Source organism: Amycolatopsis echigonensis, assembly GCF_014174495.1.
Classification (GTDB): Bacteria; Actinomycetota; Actinomycetes; order Mycobacteriales; family Pseudonocardiaceae; genus Amycolatopsis; species Amycolatopsis echigonensis.
On the sequence record NZ_JACJHR010000016.1, the window covers coordinates 79,698 to 96,374 of the forward strand.

The 16,677-nt window shown below is 69.4% G+C and carries 17 protein-coding genes; 9 read left to right on the forward strand and 8 right to left on the reverse strand.

Going from position 1 to position 16,677, the window contains the following annotated elements:
• Nucleotides 1-14: 14 nt before the first annotated feature.
• On the forward strand, nt 15-1,049 hold the full coding sequence (locus H5411_RS13875; RefSeq protein ID WP_183123995.1) for an Lrp/AsnC family transcriptional regulator: 1,035 nt from the start codon (nt 15-17) through the stop codon (nt 1,047-1,049).
• Here H5411_RS13875 and H5411_RS13880 read toward each other — a convergent pair.
• Entirely contained in the window at nt 1,046-1,993 is a 948-nt protein-coding gene (locus H5411_RS13880) for a GlxA family transcriptional regulator (RefSeq protein WP_183123996.1), read from the reverse strand. The two genes, H5411_RS13875 and H5411_RS13880, sit on opposite strands and share 4 nt — an antisense overlap.
• Before the next feature lie 72 nt (nt 1,994-2,065).
• On the opposite strand from H5411_RS13880, the gene H5411_RS13885 reads away from it, so the two are divergent.
• On the forward strand, nt 2,066-3,070 hold the full coding sequence (locus tag H5411_RS13885; protein WP_183123997.1) for a saccharopine dehydrogenase family protein: 1,005 nt from the start codon (nt 2,066-2,068) through the stop codon (nt 3,068-3,070).
• Nucleotides 3,071-3,074: 4 nt separating this feature from the next.
• Here the strand turns inward: H5411_RS13885 and H5411_RS13890 are convergent, their stop codons facing one another.
• The 3 genes from H5411_RS13890 to paaI are packed head-to-tail and all read right to left on the reverse strand — an operon-like array spanning nt 3,075 to nt 5,343.
• On the reverse strand, nt 3,075-3,665 hold the full coding sequence (locus H5411_RS13890; RefSeq protein WP_183123998.1) for a TetR/AcrR family transcriptional regulator: 591 nt from the start codon (nt 3,663-3,665) through the stop codon (nt 3,075-3,077).
• Nucleotides 3,662-4,951, reverse strand: a complete 1,290-nt coding sequence (paaK, locus tag H5411_RS13895) for a phenylacetate--CoA ligase PaaK (RefSeq protein WP_183123999.1) — start codon at nt 4,949-4,951, stop codon at nt 3,662-3,664. The genes H5411_RS13890 and paaK overlap by 4 nt, the downstream gene beginning before the upstream one ends.
• A complete protein-coding gene (gene paaI, locus H5411_RS13900; protein ID WP_101440737.1) occupies nt 4,948-5,343 on the reverse strand; it encodes a hydroxyphenylacetyl-CoA thioesterase PaaI in 396 nt (131 codons plus the stop codon). The genes paaK and paaI overlap by 4 nt, the downstream gene beginning before the upstream one ends.
• 200 nt (nt 5,344-5,543) lie before the next feature.
• On the opposite strand from paaI, the gene paaZ reads away from it, so the two are divergent.
• The 6 genes from paaZ to paaE are packed head-to-tail and all read left to right on the forward strand — an operon-like array spanning nt 5,544 to nt 11,341.
• Entirely contained in the window at nt 5,544-7,571 is a 2,028-nt protein-coding gene (gene paaZ, locus H5411_RS13905) for a phenylacetic acid degradation bifunctional protein PaaZ (protein ID WP_183124000.1), read from the forward strand.
• A complete protein-coding gene (gene paaA / locus H5411_RS13910; protein ID WP_312878227.1) occupies nt 7,568-8,593 on the forward strand; it encodes a 1,2-phenylacetyl-CoA epoxidase subunit PaaA in 1,026 nt (341 codons plus the stop codon). Before paaZ ends, paaA begins: the two co-directional genes overlap by 4 nt.
• Nucleotides 8,590-8,874: a 1,2-phenylacetyl-CoA epoxidase subunit PaaB gene (paaB, locus tag H5411_RS13915; protein WP_009073848.1), complete on the forward strand. Its 285-nt coding sequence runs from the start codon at nt 8,590-8,592 to the stop codon at nt 8,872-8,874. The genes paaA and paaB overlap by 4 nt, the downstream gene beginning before the upstream one ends.
• An 8-nt stretch (nt 8,875-8,882) precedes the next feature.
• Nucleotides 8,883-9,740 (forward strand): 1,2-phenylacetyl-CoA epoxidase subunit PaaC, encoded by an 858-nt coding sequence (paaC, locus tag H5411_RS13920; protein ID WP_183124001.1) that lies wholly within the window; start codon nt 8,883-8,885, stop codon nt 9,738-9,740.
• Nucleotides 9,737-10,264: a 1,2-phenylacetyl-CoA epoxidase subunit PaaD gene (gene paaD, locus H5411_RS13925; protein ID WP_183124002.1), complete on the forward strand. Its 528-nt coding sequence runs from the start codon at nt 9,737-9,739 to the stop codon at nt 10,262-10,264. Before paaC ends, paaD begins: the two co-directional genes overlap by 4 nt.
• Nucleotides 10,265-11,341 (forward strand): 1,2-phenylacetyl-CoA epoxidase subunit PaaE, encoded by a 1,077-nt coding sequence (gene paaE / locus H5411_RS13930; protein WP_183124003.1) that lies wholly within the window; start codon nt 10,265-10,267, stop codon nt 11,339-11,341.
• Nucleotides 11,342-11,673: 332 nt separating this feature from the next.
• On the opposite strand, the gene H5411_RS13935 is transcribed toward paaE, so the two are convergent.
• The 4 genes from H5411_RS13935 to ccrA all read right to left on the reverse strand — a co-directional run bounded on the left by H5411_RS13935 (nt 11,674) and on the right by ccrA (nt 16,083).
• A complete protein-coding gene (locus H5411_RS13935; protein WP_183124004.1) occupies nt 11,674-12,789 on the reverse strand; it encodes an adenylate/guanylate cyclase domain-containing protein in 1,116 nt (371 codons plus the stop codon).
• A 4-nt stretch (nt 12,790-12,793) separates the two neighbouring features.
• Entirely contained in the window at nt 12,794-13,243 is a 450-nt protein-coding gene (locus H5411_RS13940; RefSeq protein ID WP_101435394.1) for a universal stress protein, read from the reverse strand.
• 56 nt (nt 13,244-13,299) lie between these two features.
• Complete coding sequence (locus H5411_RS13945; protein ID WP_312878235.1) at nt 13,300-14,613, reverse strand: chromosome segregation protein; 1,314 nt, start codon at nt 14,611-14,613, stop codon at nt 13,300-13,302.
• A 129-nt stretch (nt 14,614-14,742) separates the two neighbouring features.
• Nucleotides 14,743-16,083, reverse strand: coding sequence for a crotonyl-CoA carboxylase/reductase (ccrA, locus tag H5411_RS13950; protein WP_183124005.1), 1,341 nt, complete (start codon nt 16,081-16,083; stop codon nt 14,743-14,745).
• A gap of 199 nt (nt 16,084-16,282) precedes the next feature.
• Here ccrA and H5411_RS13955 point away from each other — a divergent pair, with 199 nt between their 5' ends.
• The gene (locus H5411_RS13955; RefSeq protein WP_101435391.1) at nt 16,283-16,651 is read left to right on the forward strand and encodes an SPW repeat domain-containing protein; all 369 of its coding nucleotides are present in this window, start codon (nt 16,283-16,285) and stop codon (nt 16,649-16,651) included.
• The last annotated feature ends 26 nt before the right edge of the window (nt 16,652-16,677 follow it).

Consider the following 16,677-nt stretch of genomic DNA (forward strand, 5'->3'; position numbering starts at 1 on the left):
ATGGAGAAGAAACAGTGATCGACTCGCTGGAGGAGGAAGATTTTTCGCTCATCCACGCGCTGCAACTGCGCCCTCGCGCCACCTGGACGCAGCTGGCCGCGGCGCTCGACTCGTCGCCGGTGACGCTGGCCCGGCGCTGGGAGCGCCTGCGCGACGGGGGAGCGGCCTGGGTGACGGCGTATCCGCACGTGCCCGGGCTATACCAGGTGCAGGCCGCGTACGTGGAAATCCGCTGCGCGAGCGGCCAGGTGCGAGAGCTGACCCGTGAGCTCGCGACGTGGTCTTCGGTGGCCAGTATCGAGGAAGCTTCGCGCGAGTACAGCCTGGTGCTGACGGTTTTCGGCCTCGGCCTGCGCGACCTGTCGGCACTGCTGCTGGACGCGATCCCCAGCCTGCCCGGAGTGCTCAACACGCGCTCGCACCTGGCGTCGCGGCTGCACGTCGAGGGCAGCTCGTGGCGAGTAGGCGCGCTCGACCGGCGGCGCGTGCAGGCAGTGTCGCAACTCCCGTCAATCGGCGGCGGGCGGATGGCCAAACTGCAGCCGTGGGAGGAGCCTTACGCCCCGCTGACCGTCGCGCTGGGCGAGGACGGCCGGCGCAGCGCCGCGGACCTCGCGCGGATCACCGGACGTCCGGTCTCGACTGTGCGCCGCCAGCTCGGACACCTGCTGAGCGCCGATGCGCTGATGTTCCGCTGCGAGATCGCGCAGGGGCTGACGCCGTCGCCGGTCGTGGTCAACTGGTGGTGCCAGGTGCCGGTGGCGCACGTGTCGACGTGCGTGGACCGGTTGCGTGCCAACCCGACTGTGCGGCAGATCGCGAGTTTGCCCGGTCCGGCGAATCTTCTCGTGACCACGTGGATGCGGTCGATCGAGGAATCGATGCGGATGCAGGAGCATCTGGAGCAGGATCTCGCGCCGCTGTCGGTGGTGGACTCGGCACTGGTCCTGCGGACGGTCAAGCGGATGGGGTGGCTGCTGGACGATTTGGGGCGCAGCAAGGGATTCGTGGTGACCATGCCCGCTCCTTCTCCGGAGAAAGCGCCTTAGGCCAGCCGGAACGTCGCACGGTATTCGGACGGCGAGACGCCGAGCGCGTCGCGGAAGTGCCGGCGCAGGGTGGCTGCACTGCCCATTCCGCAGCTCGCGGCGATCTGGTCGACCGAGGAATCCGTGCGCTCCAGCAGTTCCTGTGCCCGGGCGAGGCGTTGCTGGTGCAGCCAGCTCAGCGGTGCGGAACCGAATTCGGCGCGCATCCGGCGGGCGAGTTGCCGGGAGCTGAGCCCGGCGTGGCGGGCGAGGTCGACGACCGTGAGGGGTTGGTCCAGCCGGGAGCGCGCCCACTCCGCGGTGCGCGCCAGGCCGGAACCGTCGGGAGAAGGCGGCGGGGACACGAATTGCGCTTGGCCGCCGTGCCGGTGCGGCGGGACGACCAGCCGGCGGCCGAGGTCGTTGGCGACCGCCGCGCCCAGGTCGCGCCGCACCAGGTGCAGGCACAGGTCGAGGGCCGCCGTCTTGCCCGCCGAGGTGAGGATGTCGCCCTCGTCGACGTAAAGCACATCGGCGCGCACTTTCACCCGCGGATAGCGGCGAGCCAGTTCGTCGGCGTGCATCCAGTGCGTCGTCGCGATCCGGTCGTCCAGCAGTCCCGCCTCGGCCAGGACGAACGAGCCGGTGCACAGCGCCGCGATCCGGACCCCGCTCGCGTGCGCCTCCCGAAGAGCGGCCGCGAGCGCCGGATCGATCTCCTCGCCAGGGGAATCCGTCGACGGGACCACGATCAGGTCGGCGGCGGCTTCGCCGATCTCCGAGACGCCGATCGCGGGCAGATGCGGCAGCCAGTGCCGTGGCGAACGGTCAAGGCAGGCCACGACGACGTCGTACCAGGCGCCGGTGGGGGAGAGGTCCGAACGGTCGACGCCGAAGACCTCGGCCGCGATCGCGACCTCGTACAGCATCGCGTGCTCGTGCAGGACCAGCACCAGACGGGGCATGTCCGATACTGTACGCAACTCGTCCTTTCAGACACTCACCAGTCGCGCGGGAGAGTCGCCAGAATCAGCGTCATGGCAGATTCCCAGCGTGTTCTGGTCTACGGCGCCAGCGGGCACACCGGACGGTTCGTGGTCGACGAGTTGCTGCGACGCGGTCTTCGGCCGGTCGTCGCGGGGCGCAGTCAGTCGCCGCGGTTCGCCGAGTTGGATCAGCGCACGGCAAGCGTCGACGACGGCCCCGGTTTGCGGGCGCTCCTGCATGACGTCGCGGTGGTGATCAATTGCGCCGGTCCGTTCCTGGACACCGCGCTGCCGCTCGCGACCGCAGCCGTCGAGACCGGCACCCACTACCTGGACGTCACCGCTGAACAGCCAGCCGTCCAGCAGCTCTACCGCGAACTCGACGCGCCCGCCCGCTCGGCCGGGACAGCCGTGGTGCCCGCCATGGCGTTCTACGGCGGGCTGGCCGATGTGCTGCTCACCGCTGTGCTCGGGCCCGAGACGTCCGCCGCCGAGGTCGAGATCGCCATCGGACTGGACCGGTGGTGGCCCACGGAGGGAACCCGGGCCACCGGCGCCCGCAACACCGCGACCCGGCTGGTGATCCGCGACGGCCTCCTCGTCCCGATCTCCGCCCCGGCACCGGCCGGCAAATGGGACTTCCCGGAGCCGATCGGCGCACAGTCCACTGTGGAGCTTCCGTTCTCCGAGGTCGTCACCATCGACCGGCACCTCAAGGTGGGAACACTGCGCTCCTGGCTGAACACCGCCCCGCTCGAAGACCTTCGCGACCCGGACACCCCGGCCCCGCAAGCCCACGACGAGCACGGACGTTCGGCTCAACGCTTCGCCGTCGAAGTCGCTGTCGGCTCCGGGAGCCAGACTCGCCGCGGCACCGCGACCGGGCGCGACATCTACGCCACGACCGCCCCGCTCCTGGTCGAAGCCGCCGTCCGGCTCCTCGATGGCCGGTACCAAGGCTCGGGCGCACTGGCACCGGGCGAGGCGTTCGCCGCCGCCGACTTCCTGGCAGCGATCCAGCAGTCCGACGCCGATTTCGAAGCTGTCTGGCGATGACCCGCTAGGCGCGCAACCCGTCGAACGCCATCTTGCACACTGCGTCCGCCAGCTCCTCCGGCGACGACCCGCGCCGCGGCCGGTACCACTCGATCAGCGAGTTGACCGTGCCGAACAGCAACCGTGCCACGATAGCCGGGTCGATGTCCGGCCGGACATCCCCTTCGGCCTCGGCCTGCTTCACCAGATCCGTCACCAAATGATCGAACTCGCGCCGCCGCGCCAACGCCGCCCGCTCGGCCTTCGTATTGCCCCGCACCCGAAGCAGCAACGTCACGAACGGCAGGCGATCCGCCAGCACCAGCACGCTTCCGCGCACCAGATGCTCCAAGCGGTCGATCGCGCGCCCGTCGAGCGCCTCCGTCGACTCCGCGACCTCGAACAGCCCGTCCAGCGCCCGGTCCACCGCCAGCCGCAGCAGTTCTTCCTTGCTCGGCACGTGGTGGTAGATCGCGGATTTCGTGATGCCGAGCTTGCGCGACAGGTCCTCCATGCTGGTCCCGTCGTAGCCGCGGTCGTTGAAAAGCTTGACCGCGACCTGGAGCAGCGACTCCAGGTCGTAGCCGGGCCGGCCGCGGCGGGCGGGGGCGGTCACGAGCGTTCGTCCAGCACGCGGCGCATTTTACCGAGCGAGCGCTCCAGCGTGTCCGGGTCCACGACCTCCACCGAAACGCTCACGCCGACGCCGTCCTTCACCCCGGCGGCCACCATCGCGGCGGCGGCGGTCCGGGCCTCGGCGGTGGCGTCCGCGCGGGCTTCGACGCGCACCGTGAGATGGTCCAGGCGGCCGCGGGTCGTGCGGACCAGCTGGAAATGCGGGCTCAATCCCTCGGTGCGCAGCACGATTTCCTCGATCTGCGTGGGGAAGACGTTGACCCCGCGCAAGATGATGAGGTCGTCGCTGCGGCCGGTCACCTTCTCCATCCGGCGGAAGGCCGGGCGCGCGGTGCCGGGCAGCAGACGGGTCAGGTCGCGGGTGCGGTAGCGGATGATCGGCAGCGCCTGTTTGGTCAGCGACGTGAACAGCAGTTCGCCGCGTTCGCCCTCGGGCAGCACCTGCTCGGTGAACGGGTCGATCACCTCGGGGAAGAAGTGGTCCTCCCAGATGTGCAGGCCGTCCTTGGTTTCCACGCATTCCTGCGCGACACCGGGACCCATCACCTCGGACAGGCCGTAGATGTCGACCGCGTCCAGCGCGAACCGTTCTTCGATCTCGCCGCGCATCTGCTCGGTCCACGGCTCCGCGCCGAAAATGCCGACCTTCAGCGAGCTGGCCCGCGGATCCACGCCCTGGCGCTCGAATTCGTCGAGCAGCGTCAGCATGTACGACGGCGTGATCATGATGATTTCCGGCTCGAAGTCCGTGATCAGCTGGACCTGCCGGGCCGTCATCCCGCCGGACGCCGGGATCACCGTGCAGCCGAGCTTTTCCGCGCCGTAGTGCGCGCCGAGCCCGCCGGTGAACAGGCCGTAGCCGTACGCCACGTGCACCTTGTGCCCCGGCCGCCCGCCCGCGGCGCGGATCGAGCGCGCCATCACCGTGGCCCAGGTGTCGAGATCGTCCTCGGTGTAGCCCACGACGGTCGGCTTTCCGGTGGTGCCGCTGGACGCGTGCAGCCGGCGGATCTTCTCCTGCGGCACGGCGAACATCCCGAACGGGTAGCTCTCGCGCAGGTCGGCCTTGGTGGTGAAGGGGAACTTCGCCAGGTCGCCCAGTTCGCGGCAGTCGTCGGGGTGCACGCCGGCTTCGGTGAACTTCTTGCGGTACAGCGGGACGTTCTCGTACGCGTGCCGCAGGGTCCACTGCAGCCGCTCCAGCTGGAGCGACGCCAGCTCGTCGGCGCTGAGGGTTTCGGCGAGGTCTGCAGTCTCGGCAGTCACTGTGTTTCCCGGGTTTTCTCGATGACGCGGCTGCGGCCGCGGAATTCGGCGACGACCTCGGGCCCCTCGGGGGTCTCCCGGTGCACCGTGACGTCGTAGATGCCGTTGCGGCCGTAGCGGGTGCGCTCGGCGGCCGTCGCGACGAGGTGGTCGCCCAGTTTCCCGGCGGCGACGAACGAGATCTCCGCGCCCGCGGCGACGGTGACCGGCCCGTGCGTGTTGCAGGCGAGGGCGAAAGCGGTGTCGGCGAGCAGGAACACGTAACCGCCGTGGGCGATGTCGTGCCCGTTGACCATCGTGTCGGTGACCTTCATGGTGGCCACCGCCCTGCCGTCGGCCGCCTCGACGAGTTCGATGCCGAGGGCACGGGACGCCTCGTCGGTGTCGAACATGGCGTGCGCGGCGTTGCGGGTCACGAGCTAGCCCTCCGGGACGGTGACTTACTGACCGAATGGCCGGTAATCCCGGCTGGAGCACAGTAAAGGCCGCGACTCGGGCGGTGTCAAGCAATGCGGGGCTTCCGATCAGTGCGGAGAACGGCTATCCTGCGAATTACTGAACGTCCGGTTGGTAATTCGGCGAGAGGGTCGGCATGGTTCTGCTCCGCAGCTACGTCTCCGGGGGATGGCACACGGCGCCTGGCGAGGGCGTCCCGTTGCACGACGCGGCGACCGGGGAGGAAGTGGCCCGGATTTCGTCGGAGGGGATCGACTTCGCGGCCGCGCTGGAGTACGGCCGCAGTGTCGGCGGTCCGGCGCTGCGGAAGCTGACGTTCCATCAGCGGGCGGCGCTGCTGAAGGCGCTCGCTTCGCACCTGCGTGAGCACCGCGAAGAGCTGTACGCGCTGTCGGCGCGCACGGGTGCGACGCTCGGTGATTCGAAGTTCGACATCGACGGCGGCATCGGCGTCCTGTTCAGCTACGGCTCGAAGGGCAAGCGCGAACTGCCGAACGACACCGTGTACGTCGAAGGCGCGGTGGAGCCGCTGTCGCGCGGTGGCACGTTCGTCGCGCAGCACATCGCGACGCCGCTGCAGGGTGTCGCGATCCAGATCAACGCGTTCAACTTCCCGGTGTGGGGTCCGCTGGAGAAGTTCGCGCCCGCGTTCCTCGCCGGGGTGCCGAGCCTGATCAAGCCGGCCAGCCAGACCGCGTACCTGACCGCGCGGCTGGTGGAGCTGATCGTCGAATCCGGCATCCTGCCCGAGGGCACGGTGCAGTTCGTCGCGGGCAGTGTCGGCGATCTGCTCGACCACGTCACCGCACAGGATCTGGTGTCGTTCACCGGTTCGGCGTCGACCGCGCAGAAGCTGCGCGCGCATCCGGCGATCGTGCGGAACTCGGTGCGGTTCAATGCCGAAGCCGACTCGCTGAACTGCTCGATCCTCGCCCCGGACGCCCGGCCGTCCACGCCGGAGTTCGACCTGTTCGTCAAGCAGCTGACCACGGAGATGACGGTGAAGGCGGGGCAGAAGTGCACCGCGATCCGTCGCGCGTTCGTCCCGGCGGAGATGCTGGACGACGTCGCCGAAGCGGTCAGCGCCCGGCTCGCGAAGGTGACCGTCGGCAACCCGAGTGCTGAGGGTGTGCGGATGGGCGCGCTGGCCAGCCTGGAGCAGCGCGAGGAGGTGCGCCGTTCGCTGAAGGCGCTGCTCGACGCGGGCAGCATCGTGTTCGGCGACCCGGAGCATGTCGATGTCGTGGACGGCGACGAGGCGACCGGCGCGTTCATGTCGCCGATCCTGCTCAAGGCGGATCCGGAGCGCGCGGAGCCGCACGAGGTCGAGGCGTTCGGGCCGGTGTCCACGTTGATGCCGTACACGTCGGTCAAGCAGGTGATCGAGTTCGCGGCGCGCGGCGGCGGCAGCTTGGCCGGGTCGGTCGTGACCGGCGACCCGGTGTTCGCCCGCGAGATCGTGCTGGGCGTCGCGCCGTATCACGGCCGGCTGCTGGTGCTCGACAGCGACGACGCGAAGGAATCCACCGGGCACGGTTCGCCGATGCCGCAGCTGGTGCACGGCGGTCCCGGTCGCGCGGGCGGCGGCGAGGAGATGGGCGGCATCCGCGGAGTGCTGCACCACATGCAGCGCACGGCCGTGCAGGCCAGCCCGAAGGTGCTCGGCGCGGTCACCGGCCGCTGGGTCGAGGGCGGACCGCGCGTCGAAGGCGAGCATCCGTTCCGGAAGTCGCTGGCGGAGCTGAGCATCGGCGACACTGTGGTGGCCGGTCCGCGCACCGTCACCCGCGCGGACATCGACCACTTTGCCGAGTTCACCGGCGACACGTTCTACGCGCACACCGACGAGGCGGCGGCCGCGGCGAATCCGCTGTTCGGCGGCATCGTGGCGCACGGATACCTGGTCGTGTCGTTCGCGGCGGGCCTGTTCGTCTCGCCCGAGCCGGGTCCGGTGCTGGCCAACTACGGCCTGGAGAACCTGCGCTTCCTCACGCCGGTGAAGGCGGGCGATTCCCTGACGGTCACCTTGACCGCCAAGCAGATCACGCCGCGGATCGACCAGGAGTACGGCGAAGTCCGCTGGGACGCCGACGTCACCAACCAGGACGGCGACTCGGTCGCGAAGTACGACGTGCTCACCCTCGTCTCGAAGGAGCAGCCGTGACTGAGACAGTGGAAAGCGCCGAACCTTTGGAGGAACTGGAAGCCCAGTTCGAGCACACCATCGAACGGGACCAGCGCATCGAACCGCGCGACTGGATTCCCGAGGGCTACCGCAAGACGATGATCCGCCAGATCGCGCAGCACGCGCATTCGGAGATCATCGGCATGCAGCCGGAGGGCAACTGGATCACGCGCGCGCCGTCGTTGCGGCGCAAGGCGATCCTGCTCGCGAAGGTGCAGGACGAAGCGGGCCATGGGCTGTACCTGTACTCCGCGGCGGCGACGCTCGGCGCGGACCGCGCGGACCTCACCGACAAGCTCATCACCGGCAAGCAGAAGTACTCGTCGATCTTCAACTACCCGACGCTGACCTTCGCCGACGTCGGCGTGATCGGCTGGCTGGTGGACGGCGCGGCGATCTGCAACCAGGTGCCGCTGTGCCGGTCGTCGTACGGGCCGTACGCGCGGGCGATGATCCGGATCTGCAAGGAGGAGTCCTTCCACCAGCGGCAGGGCTACGAGCTGCTGATGACCATGATGAAGGGCACGCAGCAGCAGCGGGACATGGTGCAGGAGGCGGTGAACCGCTGGTGGTGGCCGTCGCTGATGATGTTCGGCCCGCCGGACGCGGATTCGCCGAACACCGCGCAGTCGATGGCGTGGAAGATCAAGCGGCACACCAATGACGAGCTGCGGCAGCGCTTTGTCGACATGTCCGTGCCGCAGGCCGAGGCACTCGGCGTGACGTTCCCGGACCCCGAGCTGCGGTGGAACGAAGAACGCCAGCATTACGACTTCGGCGCGGTGGACTGGGACGAGTTCAAGAACGTGCTCAAGGGCAACGGCCCGTGCAACGCGGACCGGATCGCGCACCGCCGGCGCGCCCACGAAGAAGGCACCTGGGTCAGGGAGGCCGCTGCGGCGCACGCGGCCAAACTGCAGTCGGGGGGTCCAGGGGGGCTTGCCCACCGGCCGGGGTCTGGGGCTCGGCCCCAGAAAGCGCAGAAAGAGGTTTCGGCATGAAGCACGACTGGCCGCTGTACGAGGTGTTCGTCCGCGGGAAGCGGGGACTGAACCACGTGCACGTGGGTTCGCTGCACGCGGCGGACGACGAGATGGCGCTGCACCACGCGCGCGATCTCTACACCCGCCGCAACGAAGGAGTGTCGATCTGGGTCGTCCGCGCCTCGGACATCACCGCGTCGTCGCCGGATGAGAAGGACCCGTTCTTCGCGCCCAGCGGGGACAAGGTGTACCGGCACCCGACGTTCTACGACATTCCCGACAACGTTCCCCACATGTGAGGTCTGGGATGTCTTTTGACAACGTCTACGAAGCCATCACCGAAGACAATGATGCCCGGTGGGCCTTCGGTACCGGGTTCGCCGATCCGCTGTCCGGTGTGGACACTTCGGTGCCGTCCGGAGTGGACGGAGCGCAGCTGGCCGCGTACTGCCTGATGCTGGGCGACGACGCGCTGATCTTCTCGCACCGGCTGCAGGAGTGGGTCGCAGGCGCGCCGGAGCTGGAGGACGAGGTCGCGCTGGCGAACATCGGGCTCGACCTGCTCGGTCAGGCCCGGTTGCTGCTGGCGCGTTCCGGCAAGGCGGACGGTACTGATCGGTCCGAGGACACGTTCGCGTTCTTGCGCGCCGAGAACGAGTTCCGGAACGTGCGGCTGGCCGAGTTGGGCAGCGCGCATTTCGGGCACTTGATCGCGCAGCTGTTCGTGTTCTCGACCTGGCGGCTCGCGCTGTTCCAGCAGCTGGAGTCCAGTGTGGACCCGGTGCTGGCGGCGATCGCGGCCAAGGGCGTGAAGGAATTGGCCTACCACCGGGACTATGCCGCGCAGTGGCTGGTGCGGTTGGGCGACGGGACGCCGTTGTCGCACGAGCGGATGGCCGAGGGGCTGGCCGCGGTGTGGCCGTATGTCGAGGAGCTGTTCGCGACGCATCCGGACGAGCTGGTGGATGCTGCTTCGTTGCGGCCGGAGTTCGACGCGGTTCTGGATCAGGCGTTGGCGGCGGCTACGTTGGAGCGTCCGGAAACCGGTGCCATCGCCGGGGTTTCCGGTCGGACCGGGCGCGACGGCGTGCACACGGAACAGATGGGCTTCCTGCTCGCCGAGATGCAAAGCGTCGCTCGGGCCATGCCGGGGGCGTCGTGGTGACCGCCGACGTGTTCTTTCCCGCGGAGGCGGCATCCACTACCGCGGTCGCGGTGGCTTCCACGGTCACGGATCCCGAGCTGCCGATGCTGACGCTCGCGGATCTGGGCGTGCTGCGCGAGGTGTCCGAAGAGGACGGTCGGGTCACCGTGTCGATCACGCCGACGTACACCGGTTGTCCGGCCATGGACACCATGCGCGACGACCTGGAGCACGCGCTGCGCGATGCGGGATACACCGAGATCGACATCCGCACGGTACTGGAACCGGCCTGGACATCGGACTGGATCAGCGAGGACGGGCGGCGGAAGCTGGCCGAAGCCGGGATCGCGCCGCCGGGGTCCGCGCCTCGTCGGGCGGCCGGACCGATTCCGTTGACGCTCGGGCCTTCCGTGCGGCGGGTCGCTTGTCCGCATTGCGGGTCGCTCGACACTGAGGAGCAGTCCCGGTTCAGCGCGACCGCGTGCAAGGCGTTGCGGCGGTGCCGGTCTTGCTGGGAACCGTTCGAACACGTCAAGGAGATTTGAGTGACTGCCACCGTTTCCCGCCGTGCCGGGTTCCATCCGCTGCGGGTGGCCGAGGTCGAGCGGCTCTGCGACGACGCTGTGGCCGTGACCTTCGACGTGCCTGACGAACTGGCCTCGGTTTACGCCTTCGCGCCTGGGCAGTCGCTTACCCTGCGCCGTCTCGTCGACGGGCGGGACGAACGGCGGTCGTACTCCATCTGCGCCCCGGTCGGGGAGCGGCCGCGCGTCGGCGTGCGGTTGGTGCCGGACGGGGTGTTCTCGTCGTGGCTGGTCAACGAGGTGCGTCCCGGGGATACGGTTGAAGTTTCCGCGCCGACCGGGTCGTTCACGCCAGATCTCACCGCGGGCGGCCACCACGTGCTGATCGCCGCCGGTTCCGGGATCACGCCGGTGCTGTCGATCGCGGCTTCGTTGCTGGCCACGCCGGACGCCACGGTGACTGTGCTGTACGGGAATCGGCGTACGGACACGGTGATGTTCGCTGACGAGCTGGCTGATTTGAAGGACCGTTATCCGGCTCGGCTGGAGCTTGTGCATGTGCTGTCCCGGGAGCCTCGTGAGGCTGAGCTGTTCACGGGGCGGTTGGACGCGGACAAGCTGCGCGCCCTGTTCGAATCGATCGTGCCGGTCGAGGACGTCGACCACTTCTGGTTGTGCGGACCGTTCGGAATGGTGACTTCGGCGCAGGATCTTCTGGCGTCGCTGGGGGTTCCGGGCGAGCGGATTCATCAGGAACTGTTCTATGTGGACGATGTGCCGCCGGAGCCGGTGAAGCATGTCGATCCCGCGGTTGCCGGGGCTTCGTCCGAGGTGACGTTGGTGCTGGACGGCCGGTCCACGACGATGAATCTGCCTCGGGAATCGTCCGTGCTGGACGGGGCGCAGCGGTTCCGGCCGGATTTGCCGTTCGCGTGCAAGGGCGGGGTTTGCGGGACTTGCCGGGCGCGGGTCACTGAGGGTTCGGTGGATATGCGGCGGAATTTCGCGTTGGAGAAGGCTGAGGTGGAGGCTGGCTTTGTGTTGACGTGCCAGTCTCATCCGGTTTCTGAGCGGGTTACGGTGGATTTCGATGCGTGATCGTTCCGGTTCGCAGGTCGGGTGGTTGCGTGGGGCACCCCGAAGTTGAGTGTGACTACGGCGCGGGGGTGCTTGTCAAGGCGGGAAAGATGCCTTGACAAGCACCCCCGCGCCGTGTTCTGGCTTCGTATCGGGGTGCGGGGGTGGTGTGGGTGCTTGGTGAGTTGGGTGCATCGACGCCCCGCTACGGCCGTGGCGCACCCAATGTGGCGTTCGGTGCGTCCCTCTCACCCCATGCCACATTGGGGCGCTAGCCGCGAACCGCAGCCTGCACACCCCGCCCGAACCGCCCCGGGAACCGGAGTCCGTGAAGGAGCCCCTCACGGACGGTCTCAGCGGCGTCGGCGGCGTTTGCGCGGCGCGGTGGGAGCGGGGAAGTCGTCCGGTTCGGGGGTTTCGGGCGGGGCGGGGTCGCCTAGGCCGAGCATTTCCGCGGCCAGTTGCTGGGACGACGCGAAGCGCCCGGTGGGCTTGTCTTTCGCCCGGCGCAGGGCGGAGGGGCGGAGCCGGTTGTAGCCGCGGACCGCGATCGGGCGGCGGGTGCGGAGGTCGAACTGCGGCAACGGTTCCAGTTCCCCGGCCAGTTCCCGGTCGACCAGTACGGTCCCGGGCCGGGCGGCTGAGGTGAGCCGCGCGGCCAGGTTCACCACCGAGCCGTAGACGTCGCCGAAGCGGGACAGGACCCGGCCGGAGGCCATGCCGGCTCGGACCGGGGGCAGACCGCCGTCTTCGCCGGTGCGTTCGGCCAGCGTCAGGGCGATTTCCGCGCCGTCGGCGGGGGAGTCGGTGACGAACAGGACCTCGTCGCCGATCATTTTCACGACGCGGCCGTGGTGTTCGGCGATGACCTCGGTGGCCAGGGATTCGAAACCGTCCAGGACCTGGGTCAGTTCTTCCTCGTCGGCTTCCCTCGTGAAACGGGTGTAGCCGACCATGTCCACGAAGCCGACGACCAGGGCGCGAGTTTCCAGGTCTTCGTCGGGGCTGGCGAACGCGCGCCCGGCGAAAGCGGCCAGGTGGCGACGCCAGACGTAGCTTTGCACCTGCTCCAGTTCGGGGAGCAGACGCTCGACCAGACGGGTGACCTGGCGGTCGCTGCGGGCCAGCTCCGGGCTTTCGGTGATCAGCTCCCACAGCATGTGCACCTGCCACTCGGCCAGCCGGGACAGATGCTGGCCGAGGGCACGGGTCACCGCGACTTCCATCCCGGGCGCGACGAGCCCGGAACTCACCAACCCGTCGGCGATGCGCATCGCTTCGACGTCCGCGTCGGTGAACACCACCTCGTCGTCTTCGACGGTGGCGAAACCGAGCGCCCGCCACAGCCGGCGCGAGCGTTCCTCGGGCACCTCGGCCCGGTGCGCGACGTCGAGCCGGGTGTAGCGGCGGGGCCCGCCCAGCAGGGCGCGTTCCAGCCGCTGCTGCAGGTCCCGGGAAGAATCCGCCACGGCCTCAGGTGGTGTGCACGATCAGCACGTCGACGCCCGACTTCCGGGCCACCTCCGACGGCACCGAGCCCAGGATCCGCCCGGCCAGCGTGTTGAGGCCGCGGTTGCCGACCACCAGCAGATCGGCCGAACGGTCCTTCACGACCTTCCGCAGCATGTCGACCGGCTGGCCCTCCAGCGCGACCGTCTCGATGTCCGTGGCCCCGGCCTTCGCCGCGCGGTCCCGCGCGGACTGCAGCGTGTCCTCAGCGGGCGCGGACCCGACCACCTGGTAGGCCTCGTCGCCCAGCTCGTCCTGCGCGCGTTCCACGTCTTGGCGGCTGGCGGGGTGGTACGCGCAGACGACGACGAGCGTCGCCCCGGCGTCGGCAGCCACCCCGGCGGCCTTGTCCACCGCGGCGAAGGACGAGTCGGACCCGTCCGTGCCCACCACCACAGTCCGATAGACAGCCATCCACAACCTCCCGGCGATCGGTCAGCGGGGCGGCGCGGCCCCTTCGCGGGGGAAGGTTACTCGCCAGTCGGTTTTCCCGCCGGGCGCGGTTGCGGCTGCGGCTTGGGCACGTCGGAGGTCCGCAGCCGGACGGTCTGCTCGACGTCGCCGCCCGCCGCGGGCTTTCCGCTGTTCGCCGGGGCGTTCTTGCCGCTCTGACCAGCGGAATTCTGCCCGGCCGGAGCGTTGGCCGGGCCGCCTTGGGCCGCCTTGCCGCTCTGCGCGGCCGTCGCGCCGCCACTGCCCTGAGCGGCAGGCTTGCCGCCGCTCTGCGGACCGGAAGCGGTGCTGCCGTTCGTGCCGGACTTCGGCCCGGAGCCGTTGGCCGTCTCGACCGCGGCCTTGATGTCCGCGGGCACCTCGCCGTCCATCTCGCCGAGCACGTGCTGCGCCTCGGCCAACACCGTGCGCGCCGCCCGGACCTGCTCGGCCAGGCCCGCCCGGACCGCGCGCAGGGCCTCGACCCGCTCGTTGGCCTGGGTGATCCGGCGGTTGGACTCGTCGGTGGCGGTGCGGACGCGACGGCGGGCCTCGTCGGCGGCCTCCGCGAGCCTCGCGTTGGCCTCGGTGATCGAGTCCTGGCGGCGCTTGTTCGCGTCGGCGACCGATTCGCGCTGGCGACGGTCGATGTCGGCCTTGGCCGCCGTCTCCTCCTCGAGCACCTTCGCGCGGATCGCGGCCGCGTCCTCGGCGGCCTCGCGGACCCGGCGCTCGGCTTCCGCTTTGCTGGCCGCCTCCTGCTCGGCCAGCACGCGCATCGCCTCGGCACGGCGGGTCGCCATCGCGATCTCGAAGTCTTCCTCGACCTGCGTGCGGCGGGCCTCGGACTCCGCGTCGAGCTTCTTGCGCTCGGCCTCGGCCTCGTCGGTGATCCGCTTGGCCTCGGCGCGCGCGTCCTCGAGCACCTTCCGGTGCTCGGCTTCCATCTCCTTGCGGCGCAGGTCGAGCTCGGTGAGCAGCTGCTCGTACCGGGCGCGCATGGCGCTGGCATCGGTCTCCGCCTTGGCCCGGATGTGGCCCGCCTCGGCCTCGGCGCGGGCCCGCGTGTCCGCGGCCTCGTCCTGCGCCAGCCGCAGCATCCGCTGGAGGCGCTCGGACAAGCCCTCGACGCTCGTCGGCGGCTGCGCGAGCCGGTCGACCTGACCGCGCAGGTCGGCGATCTCGCCGCGCGCGACTTCCAGCTGACGGGCCAAATCGCCGGCTTGGGCGATGGCGGCGTCGCGGTCGGCGGTGAGCATCTTCAGGTCGCCGTCGAGCCGTTCCAGGTGTTCGTCGACCTGGGCCCGGCTGTATCCCCGCTTCGCTACGTCGAAGCCGGCTCCCAGCGGCACGAGTTCGCGTTCATCGCCAAGACTCATGACACCACCGTAGTCGCTCCGCGGTCACGGACGGGTGAGCACCCACGGGGTCCGGCCGCCCGTGCGCCGAGCGGCCGGACCGCTGGGGCCGGTGGTCCGCCTTCACGCACCGCGGAAGGCGTTGATGCCGTCGAGGTGTTTCGCGCGCAGCTCCTCGTCGCGCACGCCGAGTCCTTCTTCGGGCGCGAGCGCGAGCACGCCGACCTTGCCCTGGTGCGCGTTGCGGTGCACGTCAAGGGCCGCTTGGCCGGTTTCTTCGAGCGAGTAAGTCTTCGACAGCGTCGGGTGGATGAGGCCCTTCGCGATGAGCCGGTTGGCCTCCCACGATTCGCGGTAGTTCGCGAAGTGCGAGCCGATGATCCGCTTGAGGTTCATCCACAGGTACCGGTTGTCGTACTGGTGCATGTAGCCCGAGGTGGACGCGCAGGTGACGATGGTGCCGCCCTTGCGCGCGGCGTAGACGGACGCGCCGAAGGTCTCGCGGCCCGGGTGCTCGAACACGATGTCCGGGTCCTCGCCGCCGGTCAGCTCGCGGATCTTCGCGCCGAACCGCTGCCATTCCTTCGGGTCCTGCTCGTTCTCGTTCTTCCAGAACTGGTAGCCCTCGGCGGTGCGGTCGATGATCAGCTCCGCGCCGAGCTTCTGGCAGATCTTCGCCTTCTCCGGGCTGGACACGACGCACACCGGGATCGCGCCGCCGTTGAGCGCGTACTGCGTCGCGTACGAGCCGAGCCCGCCCGACGCGCCCCAGATCAGCACGACGTCGCCCTGCTTCATGTCCGCGCCGTTGCGCGACACCAGCTGCCGGTACGCGGTCGAGTTCACCAGCCCGGGGGAGGCGGCTTCCTCCCAGGTGAGGTGCCCCGGCTTCGGCATCAGCTGGTTCGCCTTGACCAGCGCGATCTCGGCGAGCCCGCCGAAGTTCGTCTCGAAGCCCCAGATCCGCTGCTCGGTGTCGAGCATCGTGTCGTTGTGCCCGTCCGGGCCTTCCAGCTCCACGTTCAGGCAGTGCGCGACGACCTCGTCGCCGGGCTTCCAGTTGTGCACGCCCGCGCCGGTGCGCAGCACGACGCCGGACAGGTCGGAGCCGACGACGTGGTACGGCAGGTCGTGCCGCTTGGCCAGCGGCGAGAGCTTCCCGTACTTGCGGAGGAACTTGAACGTCGGGATCGGCTCGAAGATCGACGTCCAGACGGTGTTGTAGTTGATCGCGCTCGCCATCACCGCGACCAGCGCCTCGCCCGGGCCCAGTTCCGGCGTCGGCACGTCGTCGACGTGCAGCGAGCGGCGCGGGTCCTTGTCGCGGCTTTCGAGGCCTTCGAACATGTCGACCTCGTCGGCGTGCACGGTGACGCCCCGGTAGCTCTCGGGCACGGGCAGCTCGGCGATCGCGTCGAGGCGGTCGTTCAGGATCGCCTGCTGGATCTCGTCGAGGTGCGTCATCGGGAACCTCCAGGGGTCGGTCGCGGCGCGACTGGACGAAATTACTCGTCGGTAACCGGGGGCCTCACTGTACGAGACAGGGGCCGGGTAGACGAGTCGAAGTGTGACGCACGGATCTTGACCGGCTGGCCAGTCAAGGCGCATAGTCGGAAGTGGGAAATCTCCCTGAACGGCTCTTTTCCGGCGGAGGTGAGCACGAATGAGTGAAGTCTCGACGCGCGCCTGGACGCGGCCCTACGACTGGGCCGAGGTCGTCATTGGCGTTGTCGCCGCTCTTTCACCCCTTTGGCTGAGCACGAACACCACGATGGTGTGGACGATGGTGGTCCTCGGTGCGCTGATCGCGATCGACGGCCTGGTGTCGCTCGCGGCGCCGAGCATGGTTTACGGCGAGGGCGTGCAGATCGTCCTCGGCGCGTTGCTGTTCATCGCGCCGTGGGTGATGGGGTATACGGAATTCAACGGGGCGTCGTGGACGTCCTGGGTCGGCGGAGCGCTGACGATCATCGCCGGCGCGGCCGCGATGCCGGAGGCCAACGCCGCCCACCGGATGGCGGGCCAGCACTGACGGGGCAGCGAAGCCCTGGTTGGGAA

Coding starts and splice junctions, on each gene's coding strand:
- H5411_RS13880 (WP_183123996.1), bottom strand. CDS start 1,993: ATGCCCCGTCTGGTGCTGGTCCTGCACGAGCACGCGATGCTGTACGAG.
- ccrA (WP_183124005.1), bottom strand. CDS start 16,083: ATGACGCACCTCGACGAGATCCAGCAGGCGATCCTGAACGACCGCCTC.
- paaI (WP_101440737.1), bottom strand. CDS start 5,343: ATGTTCGACACCGACGAGGCGTCCCGTGCCCTCGGCATCGAACTCGTC.
- H5411_RS13940 (WP_101435394.1), bottom strand. CDS start 13,243: ATGGCTGTCTATCGGACTGTGGTGGTGGGCACGGACGGGTCCGACTCG.
- H5411_RS13955 (WP_101435391.1), top strand. CDS start 16,283: ATGAGTGAAGTCTCGACGCGCGCCTGGACGCGGCCCTACGACTGGGCC.
- paaC (WP_183124001.1), top strand. CDS start 8,883: ATGTCTTTTGACAACGTCTACGAAGCCATCACCGAAGACAATGATGCC.
- paaB (WP_009073848.1), top strand. CDS start 8,590: ATGAAGCACGACTGGCCGCTGTACGAGGTGTTCGTCCGCGGGAAGCGG.
- H5411_RS13885 (WP_183123997.1), top strand. CDS start 2,066: ATGGCAGATTCCCAGCGTGTTCTGGTCTACGGCGCCAGCGGGCACACC.
- paaZ (WP_183124000.1), top strand. CDS start 5,544: ATGGTTCTGCTCCGCAGCTACGTCTCCGGGGGATGGCACACGGCGCCT.